12 protein-coding genes are annotated in these 13,495 nt (G+C 57.5%); 8 read left to right on the top strand and 4 right to left on the bottom strand.

Going from position 1 to position 13,495, the window contains the following annotated elements:
- The first annotated feature begins 1 nt into the window (after nucleotide 1).
- The 3 genes from JD108_RS21130 to JD108_RS21120 all read left to right on the top strand — a co-directional run bounded on the left by JD108_RS21130 (nucleotide 2) and on the right by JD108_RS21120 (nucleotide 4,748).
- Nucleotides 2-1,720 (top strand): GMC family oxidoreductase, encoded by a 1,719-nt coding sequence (locus JD108_RS21130; RefSeq protein WP_198827876.1) that lies wholly within the window; start codon nucleotides 2-4, stop codon nucleotides 1,718-1,720.
- A gap of 295 nt (nucleotides 1,721-2,015) precedes the next feature.
- Nucleotides 2,016-3,224 carry a trans-sulfuration enzyme family protein gene (locus JD108_RS21125; RefSeq protein ID WP_198827875.1) on the top strand — a complete coding sequence of 403 codons (1,209 nt, stop codon included), beginning with the start codon at nucleotides 2,016-2,018 and terminating at the stop codon, nucleotides 3,222-3,224.
- Between the two features lie 42 nt (nucleotides 3,225-3,266).
- The gene (locus JD108_RS21120; protein ID WP_198827874.1) at nucleotides 3,267-4,748 is read left to right on the top strand and encodes a sigma-54 interaction domain-containing protein; all 1,482 of its coding nucleotides are present in this window, start codon (nucleotides 3,267-3,269) and stop codon (nucleotides 4,746-4,748) included.
- 196 nt (nucleotides 4,749-4,944) lie between these two features.
- Here JD108_RS21120 and JD108_RS21115 read toward each other — a convergent pair whose 3' ends face one another.
- A complete protein-coding gene (locus JD108_RS21115; RefSeq protein ID WP_198827873.1) occupies nucleotides 4,945-5,463 on the bottom strand; it encodes a stalk domain-containing protein in 519 nt (172 codons plus the stop codon).
- A gap of 290 nt (nucleotides 5,464-5,753) precedes the next feature.
- On the opposite strand from JD108_RS21115, the gene JD108_RS21110 reads away from it, so the two are divergent.
- Nucleotides 5,754-6,476, top strand: coding sequence for a uracil-DNA glycosylase (locus tag JD108_RS21110; RefSeq protein ID WP_198827872.1), 723 nt, complete (start codon nucleotides 5,754-5,756; stop codon nucleotides 6,474-6,476).
- A gap of 45 nt (nucleotides 6,477-6,521) precedes the next feature.
- Here the strand turns inward: JD108_RS21110 and JD108_RS21105 are convergent, their stop codons facing one another.
- Nucleotides 6,522-7,187 carry a thiamine diphosphokinase gene (locus JD108_RS21105; RefSeq protein ID WP_198827871.1) on the bottom strand — a complete coding sequence of 222 codons (666 nt, stop codon included), beginning with the start codon at nucleotides 7,185-7,187 and terminating at the stop codon, nucleotides 6,522-6,524.
- A 154-nt stretch (nucleotides 7,188-7,341) separates the two neighbouring features.
- Between JD108_RS21105 and JD108_RS21100 the strand changes: the two genes are divergently transcribed.
- Nucleotides 7,342-7,731 carry a YkvA family protein gene (locus tag JD108_RS21100; protein ID WP_198827870.1) on the top strand — a complete coding sequence of 130 codons (390 nt, stop codon included), beginning with the start codon at nucleotides 7,342-7,344 and terminating at the stop codon, nucleotides 7,729-7,731.
- A 1-nt stretch (nucleotide 7,732) separates the two neighbouring features.
- On the opposite strand, the gene JD108_RS21095 is transcribed toward JD108_RS21100, so the two are convergent.
- Complete coding sequence (locus tag JD108_RS21095; protein WP_228728239.1) at nucleotides 7,733-8,179, bottom strand: DinB family protein; 447 nt, start codon at nucleotides 8,177-8,179, stop codon at nucleotides 7,733-7,735.
- A 186-nt stretch (nucleotides 8,180-8,365) separates the two neighbouring features.
- Here JD108_RS21095 and JD108_RS21090 point away from each other — a divergent pair, with 186 nt between their 5' ends.
- Nucleotides 8,366-9,256: a GNAT family N-acetyltransferase gene (locus JD108_RS21090; protein WP_198830213.1), complete on the top strand. Its 891-nt coding sequence runs from the start codon at nucleotides 8,366-8,368 to the stop codon at nucleotides 9,254-9,256.
- Here the strand turns inward: JD108_RS21090 and mutM are convergent.
- Entirely contained in the window at nucleotides 9,253-10,062 is an 810-nt protein-coding gene (mutM, locus tag JD108_RS21085) for a DNA-formamidopyrimidine glycosylase (protein WP_198827869.1), read from the bottom strand. The two genes, JD108_RS21090 and mutM, sit on opposite strands and share 4 nt — an antisense overlap.
- 439 nt (nucleotides 10,063-10,501) lie before the next feature.
- Here mutM and JD108_RS21080 point away from each other — a divergent pair, with 439 nt between their 5' ends.
- Complete coding sequence (locus JD108_RS21080) at nucleotides 10,502-11,914, top strand: FAD-binding oxidoreductase (protein ID WP_198827868.1); 1,413 nt, start codon at nucleotides 10,502-10,504, stop codon at nucleotides 11,912-11,914.
- On the top strand, nucleotides 11,911-13,203 hold the full coding sequence (locus JD108_RS21075; RefSeq protein WP_198827867.1) for a (Fe-S)-binding protein: 1,293 nt from the start codon (nucleotides 11,911-11,913) through the stop codon (nucleotides 13,201-13,203). Before JD108_RS21080 ends, JD108_RS21075 begins: the two co-directional genes overlap by 4 nt.
- Nucleotides 13,204-13,495 lie beyond the last annotated feature (292 nt).

Here is a 13,495-nt window from a genome sequence, read left to right as displayed (position 1 = left end):
AATGGCACGCAGACTGCCGAAAGTGGATGTCGTCATCGTCGGTGTCGGATGGGGCGGGGGGATCATCGCCTCAGAATTGACCAAGCAGGGCTTGACTGTGGTCGGGCTGGAGCGTGGAAAAGAGCGGAAGACGGAAGACTACTACATGGTCCACGACGAATTGCGCTACGCCCTCCGCTATGAATTGATGCAGGACTTGTCCAAGGAAACGATTACCTTCCGCAGCAATACGCGGATTCGCGCGCTGCCGATGCGGCAGTACGGTTCTTTTCTGATCGGGACCGGTCTGGGGGGAGCGGGTGTCCACTGGAATGGACAGACCTTCCGCTTTTTGCCCTATGATTTCGAAATTCGCAGCAAAACCATCGAACGATACGGGGAGGACAAGATCCCCGAAGGCATGACGATTCAGGACTGGGGCATCACCTACGAGGAGATGGAGCCGTATTATGACCGATTTGAGAAGATGGCAGGGATCTCCGGGGAGGAAAATCCACTAGGGGGCAAGCGCTCCAGCCCATATCCAACCCCGCCGATGAAGCAGACGCCTGCGATCAAGCTGTTTGCCGAAGCCGCCAAAAAGCTCAAGCTGAATCCGTACATGATGCCGTCAGCCAACCTCTCGCAGGCGTACACCAACGAGGATGGCGTCTCCCGTGCAGCCTGCCAGTATTGCGGATACTGCGAGCGTTTTGGCTGCGAGTACGGGGCAAAGGCCGATCCGGTCGTGACCGTCATCCCGGTCGCGAAAAAGACAGGCAAATTCGAGATTCGCACGCATTCGTACGTGCGGCGCATCCTGCATACCGGCAACCGGGCGACGGGCGTCCTGTACACGGATACGACGACGGGTGAAGAGATCGAGCAGCCCGCAGACATCGTCGTGCTGACCAGTTACGTATTCAATAACGTCAGATTGCTCCTGCTGTCCAATCTCGGACGGCCGTATGACCCGGCAACCGGGAAGGGCGTCATCGGCAAAAACTATGCCTACCAGGTCATCCGCGGCGGAGCGACAGGCTTTTTCGAGGACCGGGAATTTAATCTGTACGCAGGCGCCGGTGCGCTCGGCATCACCCTGGATGACTACAACGGGGACAACTTTGACCACTCCGATCTCAAGTTCCTGCACGGAGCCAGCATCAGCTTGTCGCAAACCGGGCTTCGTCCGATCGCCAACAATCCGGTGCCGTCCGGGACGCCGAACTGGGGCAAAGAGTTCAAGGCCGCTTCGCTCAAGTATTTTTACCGGACGCTGGGAGTGGGAGCGCAGGGGGCCTCGATGCCGTTCCGCCACCACTTCCTCGATCTTGATCCCACGTACCGCGACGTATTTGGCGATCCGCTGATCCGCATCACCTTTGACTTCGAGGAGCAGGATCGGCAGCTCGCTGCTTTTACGGCGGACAAATGCGGGCAGATTCTCAAGGAGATGGGCGCGACGCATGTGGACGTGAGGCGGGAGCTGGGTCCCTACGACATCACGCCCTATCAATCCACGCACAACACCGGCGGGGTGATCATGGGGGCATCGCCGGACACCTCGGCTGTGAACAATTACCTGCAAATGTGGGATGTAGAAAACCTCTTCGTGGTCGGGGCTACGGCGTTTCCGCACAACAGCGGCTACAACCCGACGGATACGGTCGGCGCACTGGCCTACCGGGCAGCAGAGGGTATCGCGAAGTACGCAAAAGGAAACGGCGGACTGCTGGTCTAAGTAGATCGATCCGCACATCCATCTCGAAAAGGAGGGAAGCGTCCAGAAGGGCGTTTCCCTTTTGCCATTTTTGCGAAGGGCGGCTTTGCAAGTTTGCGAAAAGCAGGCAGATTTGCGGGCGAGAGGACGAGGCGAGAGAAAATGCCACTAAGCGGAAAACGGCCAGCAGACTGGATTCTCCGGGATTGTAACGGGTAAAGCCAGATGGTGCCCCGCGATGGCACGATCTTTGCTATGCCTTTTGGATAAGGTCTGCCACGAAAGGATTATCCAACTGGAGAGAGGAAGAGACAGCATGGAGATGAGAAAATGGAAAATGGATACGGCCCTGATCCATGCGGGACAGGAGCCATGTGAGAAGACAGGCGCCGTCGCTTCGGCCGTCGTGCCTGCGGTTGCGTATGCGTTCACGGATGTGGATGCAGCTGCGGCCGTGGTCGCCGGCGAGAGGGAGGGGACCTACTACGGCCGCTATGGCAACCCGACGATTGCTTCCCTGGAGGCGAAGATCGCCTCTCTGGAAAAGGGGGAAGCCGCCCTGGGGGTCAGCAGCGGGATGGCAGCGATATCGGGGGCGCTGCTGGCCTTTCTGAAACAGGGGGATCATGTGATCTGCACCCGGGATGTGTACGGGGGCAGTTATAAATTTTTGACCTCGCTCGCACCGCGCTACGGAATCGAAACAGATTTTGTAGACTGTACCGATCTTGCCGCTGTCATGCGGGCGATTCGGCCCGAGACACGCGTTCTCTATCTGGAGACGCCGTCCAACCCTTGTCTGACGATCCTGGATATTGGCCAGCTTTCCCGGCTCGCTCACGCCCATGGCCTTACGGTGATCGTAGACAATACCTTCATGACGCCCTATTTGCAACAGCCGCTGGAACTCGGCGCAGATGTGGTCGTGCACAGCGCTACCAAGTACCTCAACGGCCACGGCGATGTCATCGCCGGTTTTATCGTCGGCAAACGGGAAGCGATCCAGTATATGCGCAGGCACATCATGGGCGATCTGGGGCAGAATCTGAACGCATGGGATGCATTTTTGATCCTGCGCGGGCTGAAAACGCTGGGCCTGCGCATCCGGCAGCACTGCCAGAGCGCCGGCGAGATTGCCCGGTATCTGGAGGCTCATCCCGCGATTGAGCGTGTCTACTACCCGGGACTGGCCTCCCATCCGCAGCACGAGCTGGCCCGGCGGCAAATGAGCGGAATGGGCGGCATTGTCTCCTTTGAGGTGAGGGGAGGCTTGGAGGCGGCCAAAACTTTCATGAACGGACTGCGCCTGGCTATGATATCGTTTAGCTTAGGAGATCCGGAAACACTGGTGCAGCACCCGGCATCGATGACACATTTCGCCATCCCGTCCGGGGAGCGGGAAGCCTTCGGCATTACGGATGGACTGATCCGCTTTTCGACAGGTCTGGAGGATGCATCCGACATCATCGATGATCTGGAGCAGGCTTTGCAGCCGCTTTTGAAGCAGGTGGCTTCCAGCGGATAACATAACGGCAGTGATTGACGGGAAACAGCAGGAGGTCGGAGCATGACGGAATTTTCACGCATCCGCACATTCATACAGGGATACGCGGAAAATATTGCAGAGGTGCTGGGGTTGGATGTCACCATTCTGGACGAACAGGGGATCCGAGTGAGCGGCACTGGCTATTATCAGGACCTGGTCGGTCTGCCCGCCCCGGAGGGATCGTTTTTCCGCATGATCTTGCAGACGGGGCAGCCGGGCATCATCTACGACATGAAAAAGAATGAAGCGGAGTGCAGGAGCTGCAAGTTCCTGCAGCAGTGCCGCGAGTTGGCCACGATCGGCTTTCCCGTACACAAGCGGGAAAAAACAGTGGGCGTCATCGGCCTGATCGGGTTTTCGCCGGAACAAAAGGAAAAGATGGTCCAGCATGCGGAAAAGCTGATGACGTTTTTGGACCATACCAGCGCCCTGATTGTGCACAAGCTGCTGGAGCTGGAGGAAGAGGGGCGGCTCGGCTGTCATCTGCAGGAGGAAGTGCCGCCCGAGTCGGGTGAAGCCATCTATTTCGCCCAGTTGATCGGGGCGGAGACCGGCCTCCGTGAAGTGATCCAAAAGGCAAACAAGGTGAAGAACAGCATCTCCACGGTGTTGATACGCGGGGAGAGCGGGACGGGTAAAGAGCTGTTGGCGCGGGCGATCCACTGTGAAGGGGGACGTGCCCGGCATCCGTTTATTGCGGTGAACTGTGCGGCGATACCGGAGGGCCTGCTGGAAAGCGAACTGTTTGGCTACGAAGGGGGAGCCTTTACCGGTTCCCGCCGGGAAGGCAAGCCGGGGAAATTTGAGCTGGCGCACAGCGGAACAATCTTTCTCGATGAAGTGGGAGATATCCCGCTGTCCTTGCAGCCCAAGCTACTGCGCGTGCTCCAGGAGCGAACAGTCGACCGGGTGGGCGGGGTAAAGCCGGTTCCGGTGGACGTCCGGGTCATCGCCGCCACCCATCGCGATTTGGAGGGCATGGTCAGGGAAGGGCTGTTTCGGGAGGATCTCTACTATCGCCTGAACGTGATCCCGATCCGGCTGCAGCCTCTCCGCGAGCGGCGGGAGGATATCTCGCTGTACATCGGCCATTTTTTGCACAAGTACGGAACGCTGCTGCAAAAGGGACGCCTGGAACTGGAGCCGCCGCTCATGGAGCTCTTGGGCCGCTATGACTGGCCGGGAAATATCAGGCAGCTGGAGAATGCGATTGAGTACATGGTCAATATGGCGGAGGATGCGGTCATCGGCATCGGTGATGTGCCGGAGTATCTGGAGCCGCTGGCCGCCCGCGCAGGGACGACGGCCATTTCTCGGCCGGAGCGGGATGAGATGCTGGCGGCGGGTAGTCTGGAGGAGCGGATCGCCCGCTATGAGAAGGGGGTATTGGAGCGGTATCTCCAATCGCCCGAGTGGGGAGGAGACAAGGCGCGGATCGCCGACGACCTGCAAATCAGCCTCTCCACCCTTTATCGGAAGCTGGAGAAGCATCAGCTCGTCTGAGCTCTCGTTGGGGATAGGGGATGTCTGCGGAGGCCCGATGGCGATTGTCTCCGCCAGTCCAATTGCATAGCCAAAAAAGCAGCGGCCCAGGGGACTGCTGCTTTTTCATCGATGGGAATGTATGAAATGGTACTGATTCAAATGAGCGAGTAAGAATACGGATGATCGCAGTGGTCAAACAAGAAAACCTGGACGCTTACTGCAACAGAGAGCGAATCTCTCCCGTATTGGGATTGACGACAAACCATCCATAGGTGCTGGTATAGCTGTCGCCGGACTGGAAGTTATTGACCACCGTCTGATAGACCTGGATGACATAATGCCCCTTTTCATCGTCGTGATCGTATTCCACGACATGTTGGGGCGTCAGGTTCCCGGCGAGCTTCTTCTTCACCAGATCGACCGCTTCCAGCTTGGAATACATCTTGGCGACTGGCAGCTTGCCGATGAAGATCGATTTGGTTTTTCCATCGTAGATGACCGTTTTCCCCAGATTTTCCGCGACAAAACGGATAGGCACATAGACTGAATTTTTGTACAGAATGCCTTGCACATCCATTTTCGGCGATTTGGGGATGCCGTCAAAGTAGTAGGTAAATGGTTCTTTGTTGATGTCTCCCGCATCCGGGAAAGCGGGTGCAGCGATTGCCAAGCCGGAGAACAGAACCGAACCGACGAGAATGCCCCCCGCGAATGACTTCCAATCCCATTTCATGATATGAAACTCTCCCCCGTCTATCGTAATAGAATCCAAGGGATATTATGTCAAAAAACATAGGACCAAGCTATCAAGCAACGGTCATAGGAACGGACGCCCATATGGCGGGTGCAGCAGCACGGTCGCCTTCTTCATAAGTCCCGGGTATGCGGGGAAGCTGGAGCGGCGGGCAGGGAAAGAAGGCCTGATTGCCGCGGGCATTGGATTTTCCCGGTCTCTTTCCTATTAAAATGGAAGGGGGTATGATAGAGAAAAGTCCTACGAGAAAAAAGGCCAGGTGTAGATGGATGTCGATATTGAAAAACGATTGGGCCGCATTGCTGGCAGATGAATTCGAAAAGCCGTACTACTTGCAGCTGCGCGATTTTTTGAAAAGGGAGTATCAGCAGCAGACGGTCTATCCCGATATGTTCGATATTTTTAACGCGCTTCACCTCACCTCCTACCGGGAGGCCAAGGTGGTCATTCTGGGACAAGATCCCTATCACGGTCCCGGTCAAGCGCATGGTCTCAGTTTTTCCGTGAAGCCGGGAGTAGCCACACCCCCCTCCTTGCAAAATATCTACAAGGAGCTGAAAAGCGACCTCGGCTGCACGATTCCGCAGCACGGGTATCTGGTCGAGTGGGCCAAGCAGGGCGTACTGCTGCTCAACACCGTGCTTACGGTGCGAGGCGGCACCCCCAACTCCCACAAGGGGAGGGGCTGGGAGCAGTTTACGGACCGGGTGATCCGGGTGCTGAACGACCGGGAAGCTCCCTTGGTCTTTATCCTCTGGGGGCGGCATGCCCAGGAAAAGGCGTCTTTTATTGACACACAAAAGCATATGGTGATTCAATCGCCGCATCCCAGCCCATTTTCGGCAAATCGCGGCTTCTTTGGCAGCCGTCCGTTTTCCCGGACCAACCGGTTTTTGCGCGAGCAGGGGATGGCGGAGATCAACTGGCAGCTTCCGCTGCAGGCGGAGCTTGCGGAAAACGATCCAGCCACGGCCAGCAGGGCTTTTTCATAGAGCTGCCCGGAGAGTCGGTTCATAAAAGGCGGCGCGGCTGCATAATCAGGCATCGAACGGGGATTCGTCACTGCTCTGAACGGCGATCAGCCGGCCGCTCTCGACCGATATCGTTCCTGTCTCGCCCAGCAGAACATTGCTGATCCCCAAGGTATCGCCGGTTTGCAAGGTGGCGTTGTTGAGCGGGTATTGAAATCCGGTCAGGGTAATGCCTGTGACCTTCTCCGTCAGCGGCAGCAGGGAGACATGCGAAAAGCGGCTGCGTCTGATGGTGGCGTGCCCTTCTACCAGCATGATCTGGTTAGTTTCGTCCACGATGCGGCAGGGCACCCCGGCTTCGAGCGCTTTCGCGAGGAGGTGCACATTGGCCAGCGCGTGGTCAAAGCGGGAGCCCAGCGCGCCGGTGAGAACGATCTCGGCAGGTCTTCTCTCCAAGGCCCAGCGCAGGCCCATCTCGGTGTCGGTCAAATCCTTCATGACCGGGTCGCAGGTGAGCATGCCCTCGCTGTTTTGGCGAATGAGCTCGCGTTCCTCCCGTGTGACCGAGTCGAAATCTCCGATCGCCAAATGCGGCCGCTTCCCGTGCTGGAGCAGAAACAATGCGCCGCGGTCAACGCCGATCAGGCAGTCATTTTCTTCGATTTCCTCCAACGCCCAACTGCCCAGGCGGCCCCCCGCAAACAGGATAATTTTGGCTGGTTTGGTGGTCATGTTGTTCGCCTCATTTTGCATGAATTCGTGACCGTCAAGAGTTAACCGGAAAGCCGCGATGGCGGCCGGACCGCTCTTGACAGTTGCTGCCCTTATCTTACCATGTACAGACGGATGCCTAAACAGTCTCCCTGAGGAGTCAGGAGGTGCAAGGATGTCGGATAAATACGCCAAGGTATATTCGGAGGAGTCTTTTTGGACAAAGGTGAAGAAATTCGCCAAAAAAGCAGGAGGCAAAGTCGTCTACGTTGCGCTCCTGCTTTATTATGCGCTGCAGAACCCCAAAACGCCTGCATGGGCGAAGACGGTCATATTGGGGGCCTTGGGCTATTTTATCAGTCCCCTGGATGTAATGCCGGACATGATGCCGGTGGTCGGCTACGGCGACGATTTGACGACGTTGATCAGCGCTTTGGTCGTCGTCGCGGTCTACATCAATGAGGATGTCAAAGCAAAGGCGCGCGGCAAGCTGACCGACTGGTTTGGATCAGAGGTGCTGGCCGAGCTGGATGAGATCGACGAGAGATTGGAAAAAAAGGAGTAGGTTAGGACGTCGTTGGGATCTGCTCAATTTTCAGGCCGAATATCTGGGGAGGCTGGATTCCGTTTGCCTGCAGGTAGGCGGAGAGCTGCCCGCGGTGATGAATTTCATGCTCGGCCATCGCCATCAGAAGTCTCCAGACACTCACCTCATAGCCCAGCATATTTTTTACTTTCCCGGTAAGCGACTCCGGCTCCAGCTGATTCAGCCCCTCCTGCGCTGTCTTGTGGCAAGCCTGCAGATAGGCGATGGCCTCGGGCAGCGTTCTGCCTTTTTCCGGCCCATGTCCCTCATACTTCCACTCCTGATGAGTCATGGCGTGAAGAAACATGAGCTCCGTCGAACCGAGATGGCGGATCAGGTCCCCGATAGAAAATTTGTCTTCACCCGGCCGCCAGTCCACGAGCTCCTCGGGAACAGCCTGCAGGTACATCATGGTTCGCTTGCGCACATTTTTACCAGCATACAGCAAGAACGAGCGGGTTTCCCGCAAAACAGATTGAATTTTTCAAATTTATCGATTAAAATTTTTTTATCAATCACAAGCAGAAGGGTTCGGCTGTTGTCACCGAGTCGGTGCGAACGTGATTTGCGGCGGTCCCATCGCTGATAAAAGAAAGGGTGTTGTGTGGTGCCGATGATTTCCATCAAACGTTTCCCCGCATGTACGCTGGACGAAATTACCATGGCCTGGAACCGGGGGTTCGAGGGGTATTACTTTCCCATTACCATGACGGTAGAGACGATGATGCAAAGGCTGGGAACGGAAGGGTATACCTCCTCGCTGTCCGTGGTGGCATTCGCAGACGGAGAACCGGTCGGTCTGGCCGCCAGCGGCGTCCGCACCGTGGGAGGCAAAAAAATAGCGTGGAATGGCGGCACGGGGGTAAAGACCGAGTACCGCCGCCAAGGGGTGGGCCGCAAGCTGATGGAGGCGACGCTGGATTTGTACCGGGAAGAGGGCGTGCACCTAGCCACGCTGGAGGCTGTCAGTCAGAATGACAAAGCGATCGCACTCTACCGGCAGCTCGGCTATGAGATCAAGGATCGGCTTCTGTTCTGGCAGCACACGGAGCCCTTTGTCGGGGATCCCTTTGGCGATCTATCCGCCCATCCCTATCGAATTCGCCGCGGGATCCCGCAGGAGGCGGCTGCCCTCTCCTTTTACCCGGAGCTGATTCCCTGGCAAAACCAATGGCAGAGTCTCCGCGACGGCGAGGCGATTTTCGCGGAGGACCCTGCGGGTGAAGTGGTCGGGTATGTGCTGTTCCGGCGCACCTTTGACGAGGAAGGAAAGCTGGCCTCGATTACGCTGCGCCAGTGCGCCTGTCAGCCGGAGCGCTCCGATCGGGAAGAGATCGTCCGTGTCTTGCTGGGGCATGCTTACGCGCCGCTCAGCGCCCCTTGCCGGAGAGGGACGTTTAACCTGCCCGCCTCGGAGGAATGGGTGCTGCGCGTACTGGAACAGGCCGGCTTTGCTCCCTCCGGCACTGAACAGGTGTACATGGTCCGCCCGATGGAGGCCTAATGCTGGCAATGGGGACAGTAGAAAACTTTGCGCGAGGACCAGACATCCTGCGTGATCGGGTGACCGCAGCGGGGACAGGGCTCATTGCCACGGGCGTAGACCAGGCAGCGCTCATTGTATCCCCCGGTCAGCCGGTCCTCGCGGAAGAGCGGCGTTTCCATGTAGCCTCCGTACCGGATCGCCTCGGGGAGCAATGTCCGCATCGCTTCATACAGCCTGCCGATGTCCTCCGGCGAGAGAGTAGGAATCCGGCGCAGGGGAAGAATCCGGGCGCGGAAGCAGATCTCATCCGCATAGCAATTGCCGATTCCCGCCAGCAGATGCTGATCGACCCAGGCGCTTTTCAAAGCGCTGCGCTTTTGCTTCAGCAGCCGGGAGAAGGCGTCGGCCGTAAATGACGGGTCGAGCGGTTCGGGGCCGAGATGGCTCATCCGCTCATCTGCTTCCTCCCGGGTCAGAAGGTGCAAATACCCCAGGCGCAAACCGTGAAAATAGAGGATGCGCGCTCCTGTAGAAAGGGCAACCTGCGCCGTCCTGTCTAGTTTGTCTTCCTCGGTGCCCCAATACAAAAAACCGCCGAGCATGAGATGAAGCAGCAGGACGCGGCCAGATTGCAAATGAAACAGCAGGTGTTTCCCTCTCCGTTCGATGGCGGTGAAGGAGTTGCCCCTTAGATGCGAGGCAAAGTCGGGCACCGGGAGATTAATCGTTTTTTCGCGCTCCACCTGCACATCTGTAATGGGGCGGCCCACTACTCGTTCATGCAGCAAGCGGCGGTAGTTTTCCATTTCCGGAAGCTCGGGCATGGCAAAAGCACTCCTTTCCTTTCTTTACCTTGTGCGGAAAATGCGGTTCTATACGAGAGCAGCCCGGAGCGGACGGCTACGCAGGGACCGGGAGTGAGCCATCCGGACTTTTTGCAAGACAAAAAAGGACTTCACCCGGATGATAATCCCGTTGATGATATTTGGGCACTCAAACATGTGGGGCAAGTGTACATGAACGGTAAACTTGTGACGCTTCCAGATATTGAGTATTTGCCCCATCTTGACTAGGACATTTGGAGACGATGAATCTTTTACGGGCAGCCCCCATGCGAGAGTGGGGGTTGTCTGTTTTTTTGGAGAAACCATTGTTCGGAATACATACAATATTTTGTTAATAGGAGAAACTTTGCAATATAATAGAAAGGAATTGGCGGTTGGGCTAGGATGATCAGAAGACAAACCAGACGGAGGAGAGAAAATGCTGGAAAAGGCGATCCGGGATGAGCTGAGAGCCATCGTGGGAGAAAAGTATGTTCTCGATACACCCAATGAATTGTATGCGTACTCCTATGACGCGACTCCGATATTCCAGGCGATGCCGGATGCGGTCGTCATGCCGGCGGGCGCGGAGGAGGTGGCTGCTGTCTTGAAGCTGGCGAATGCGCACGGCATCCCAATCGTACCGCGGGGGTCCGGAACCAATCTGGCCGGGGGGACGATTCCGGTCGAAGGCGGCATCGTCCTGAACATGAACCGTATGAATCAAATCTACGAGATCGACCAGCAAAACCTGACGGCCACACTCGGTCCCGGGGTGGTGACAGCCGATCTGCACGCAGCAGTCGAAGCCGTCGGCCTGTTTTATCCGCCTGATCCGGGCAGCATGCGAATTTCCACCATCGGCGGAAATCTGGCACAATGCGCGGGCGGGATGAGAGGGCTGAAATACGGGGTGACCAAGGATTATATCCTGGGGCTGGAATACGTCCTACCGTCGGGAGAGGTGCTTCGCTGCGGCGGGAAGAACATGAAGGACGTGGCCGGGTACGACATGACCAGGCTATTGGTCGGGTCGGAAGGGACCCTCGCCGTCATTACGGAAATAACGGTGAAGCTGCTTCCCCTGCCGGAGTCGAAGCGGACGCTCGTCGCCTACTATACCAATCTGGTGGATGCGGCGAAGACGGTAGAAAAGGTGATTGCCGACAAGATCATCCCGGCTACCATCGAGTTTTTGGACCAGTCCACGATGAAGGTCGTGGATGATTTCGCCAAGCTGGGTCTGCCTCTGGAGATGAAGTCGATGCTCCTGATCGAGCAGGACGGGCCGGCCGATTTGGTCGAGCAGGATATAGAGAGGATCGCGGAGATCGCGAGGCAGCAGGGGGCTGCCGAAGTGAAGCTGGCGACGACGCCGGAAGAGGGGGCGAAGCTGCTGGCGGCTCGGCGATCAGCATTGGCGGCGCTCTCCAGACTGCGCCCCACGACGATTTTGGAGGACGCGACGGTTCCGCGCTCCCGCTTGGCGGAGATGGTTGCGGAGGTCGAGCGGATCGCCGAAAAATACCAGCTCCATATCTGCACGTTTGGCCATGCCGGAGACGGCAACCTGCATCCCACCTGTATGACGGACGAACGGGATCAGGAAGAGATCAAGCGTGTCGAGCAAGCGTTTGAGGAAATATTCCATGCTGCTATCCGCTTGGGGGGGACGATCACCGGGGAGCACGGCGTCGGCATGGCCAAAATGAACTACCTCGACCTCAAAGCAGGACCGGGCGGCATCGAGCTGATGAAGCGGATCAAGGCGGCTTTTGACCCGAATCACATCATGAATCCCGGAAAAATGTTCGCAGGCAGCGGCCGACGGAGAGTGGTGGTGAAACGATGAGCACAGCGCATCGCGGAGGACTGGCCAAATTCAACATGGATGAAATCATGAACTGCATGCATTGCGGCTTTTGCCTGCCCGCCTGTCCGACCTACCGGGAAACAGGCCTGGAATCGCAAAGTCCGCGGGGGCGCATCGCCCTGATGAAAGGGGTTGCGAACGGCCAGCTTGCCATAGACCCGGAGTTTGAAAAAAACATGTACGCCTGCCTCGGCTGCCGGGCTTGCGAGACAGCCTGCCCCGCCGGTGTCTCCTATGGAAGTCTGGTGGAAACCGCACGGGAGGTCGTGGAGGACGACAAAAAGAGCGGAGCCAGGCAGCCATTTTTGCGCCGGCTGATGTTCGATCACGTGTTTCCCTACCCGGAGCGGGTGAGGGCGGCGGGGACAGCGCTGTGGGCGGCGCAAAGCCTGGGACTGCAAGAGCTGGCTAACAAGACAGGGCTGATCCGCCTTTTGCCGCGTGAAATGGCCGAGATGCAGCAGGCGGTGGACAGGATCGCTTCCCCCAAGGAGAGAAAGCAGCGGAAACCGGTGATGCAGGCCGAAGGAGAAGCTGCTCTGAAAATCGGGCTGTTTACCGGCTGCGTCATGGATGTGATGTATTTTGAGACCAACCAGGCGACCGCCCGCCTGCTGACCAAAGCAGGCTGCGATGTCGTTTTTATCGAAGGGCAAGGCTGCTGCGGGGCGCTCCACGCCCATGCCGGAGAAAAGGAAGGGGCCATCCGGCTCGCCAAGCGCAACATTGCCGCATGTGAGCAGGCAGATGTTGATTTGATCGTCAACAATGCAGGCGGCTGTGGTGCGGCTTTAAAAGAGTATCACCACTGGTTTCACGACCATCCTGAGTGGCGAGACCGGGCGTGCGCCTTTGTGGCGAAAGTCAGGGATGCGGGTGAACTCTTGGCAGAGCTGCCGCCGCTGACCTTTACCAAGCCGCTTCATGCCCGCGTCACCTACCAGGACTCCTGCCATCTCGCACACGGCCAAGGTATCCGCAATCAGCCGCGCCAGCTGCTGAAAAGCATCCCCGGACTGGAGCTGGCCGAAATGAACGGGGCGGACAGCTGCTGCGGCTCCGCCGGCATCTACAATATCACCAACTTTGACATGTCGATGCATATCCTCGACGGGAAGATGGAGCACGTCAAGGAGACCAAAGCGCAGATCATCGCTACCTCTAATCCGGGGTGTTTGCTGCAGATGAAAAAAGGGATACTGCGGGCGGGGTTGGAAGGGAAAGTGGAAGCGGTGCATCTTATGGATTTGCTGGATCGGGCGTTGTAGTTATTAAATAGTGGAGGAACGGGGCTGCGGTGAGAAGAAGCATGTTTCCCTGCTAGGCTCCGGGCTCCGCCCCGCAAGGAGATTCACTGGCCGCTCCAGAGTAATTCGCGGGGGTTCGCAAAAGGAGTAGCGCTTCGGGGTCATCCCACGTTGCGCCCCTTTTTCCCGCGAATGACTCCTCCGCTGGGCAGGGCTCCACAGTCGCGCCGCAGGGAAACATGCTTCTTCCAGTGACAGTCGGCTGATGGTCCCCACTGCTTTGTAACTGCACAATTTCGCCTTCAGGTACACA

The sequence above is a fragment of the Brevibacillus composti genome, from assembly GCF_016406105.1.
Classification (GTDB): Bacteria; Bacillota; Bacilli; order Brevibacillales; family Brevibacillaceae; genus Brevibacillus; species Brevibacillus composti.
This window is presented reverse-complemented; position numbering and strand designations above follow the sequence as displayed.

What these genes read in the sequence shown, in the direction of transcription:
- JD108_RS21130 (WP_198827876.1), top strand. Translation starts at nt 2, where the DNA reads ATGGCACGCAGACTGCCGAAAGTGGATGTCGTCATCGTCGGTGTCGGA.
- JD108_RS21125 (WP_198827875.1), top strand. Translation starts at nt 2,016, where the DNA reads ATGGAGATGAGAAAATGGAAAATGGATACGGCCCTGATCCATGCGGGA.
- JD108_RS21120 (WP_198827874.1), top strand. Translation starts at nt 3,267, where the DNA reads ATGACGGAATTTTCACGCATCCGCACATTCATACAGGGATACGCGGAA.
- JD108_RS21115 (WP_198827873.1), bottom strand. Translation starts at nt 5,463, where the DNA reads ATGAAATGGGATTGGAAGTCATTCGCGGGGGGCATTCTCGTCGGTTCG.
- JD108_RS21110 (WP_198827872.1), top strand. Translation starts at nt 5,754, where the DNA reads ATGTCGATATTGAAAAACGATTGGGCCGCATTGCTGGCAGATGAATTC.
- JD108_RS21105 (WP_198827871.1), bottom strand. Translation starts at nt 7,187, where the DNA reads ATGACCACCAAACCAGCCAAAATTATCCTGTTTGCGGGGGGCCGCCTG.
- JD108_RS21100 (WP_198827870.1), top strand. Translation starts at nt 7,342, where the DNA reads ATGTCGGATAAATACGCCAAGGTATATTCGGAGGAGTCTTTTTGGACA.
- JD108_RS21090 (WP_198830213.1), top strand. Translation starts at nt 8,366, where the DNA reads ATGATTTCCATCAAACGTTTCCCCGCATGTACGCTGGACGAAATTACC.
- mutM (WP_198827869.1), bottom strand. Translation starts at nt 10,062, where the DNA reads ATGCCCGAGCTTCCGGAAATGGAAAACTACCGCCGCTTGCTGCATGAA.
- JD108_RS21080 (WP_198827868.1), top strand. Translation starts at nt 10,502, where the DNA reads ATGCTGGAAAAGGCGATCCGGGATGAGCTGAGAGCCATCGTGGGAGAA.
- JD108_RS21075 (WP_198827867.1), top strand. Translation starts at nt 11,911, where the DNA reads ATGAGCACAGCGCATCGCGGAGGACTGGCCAAATTCAACATGGATGAA.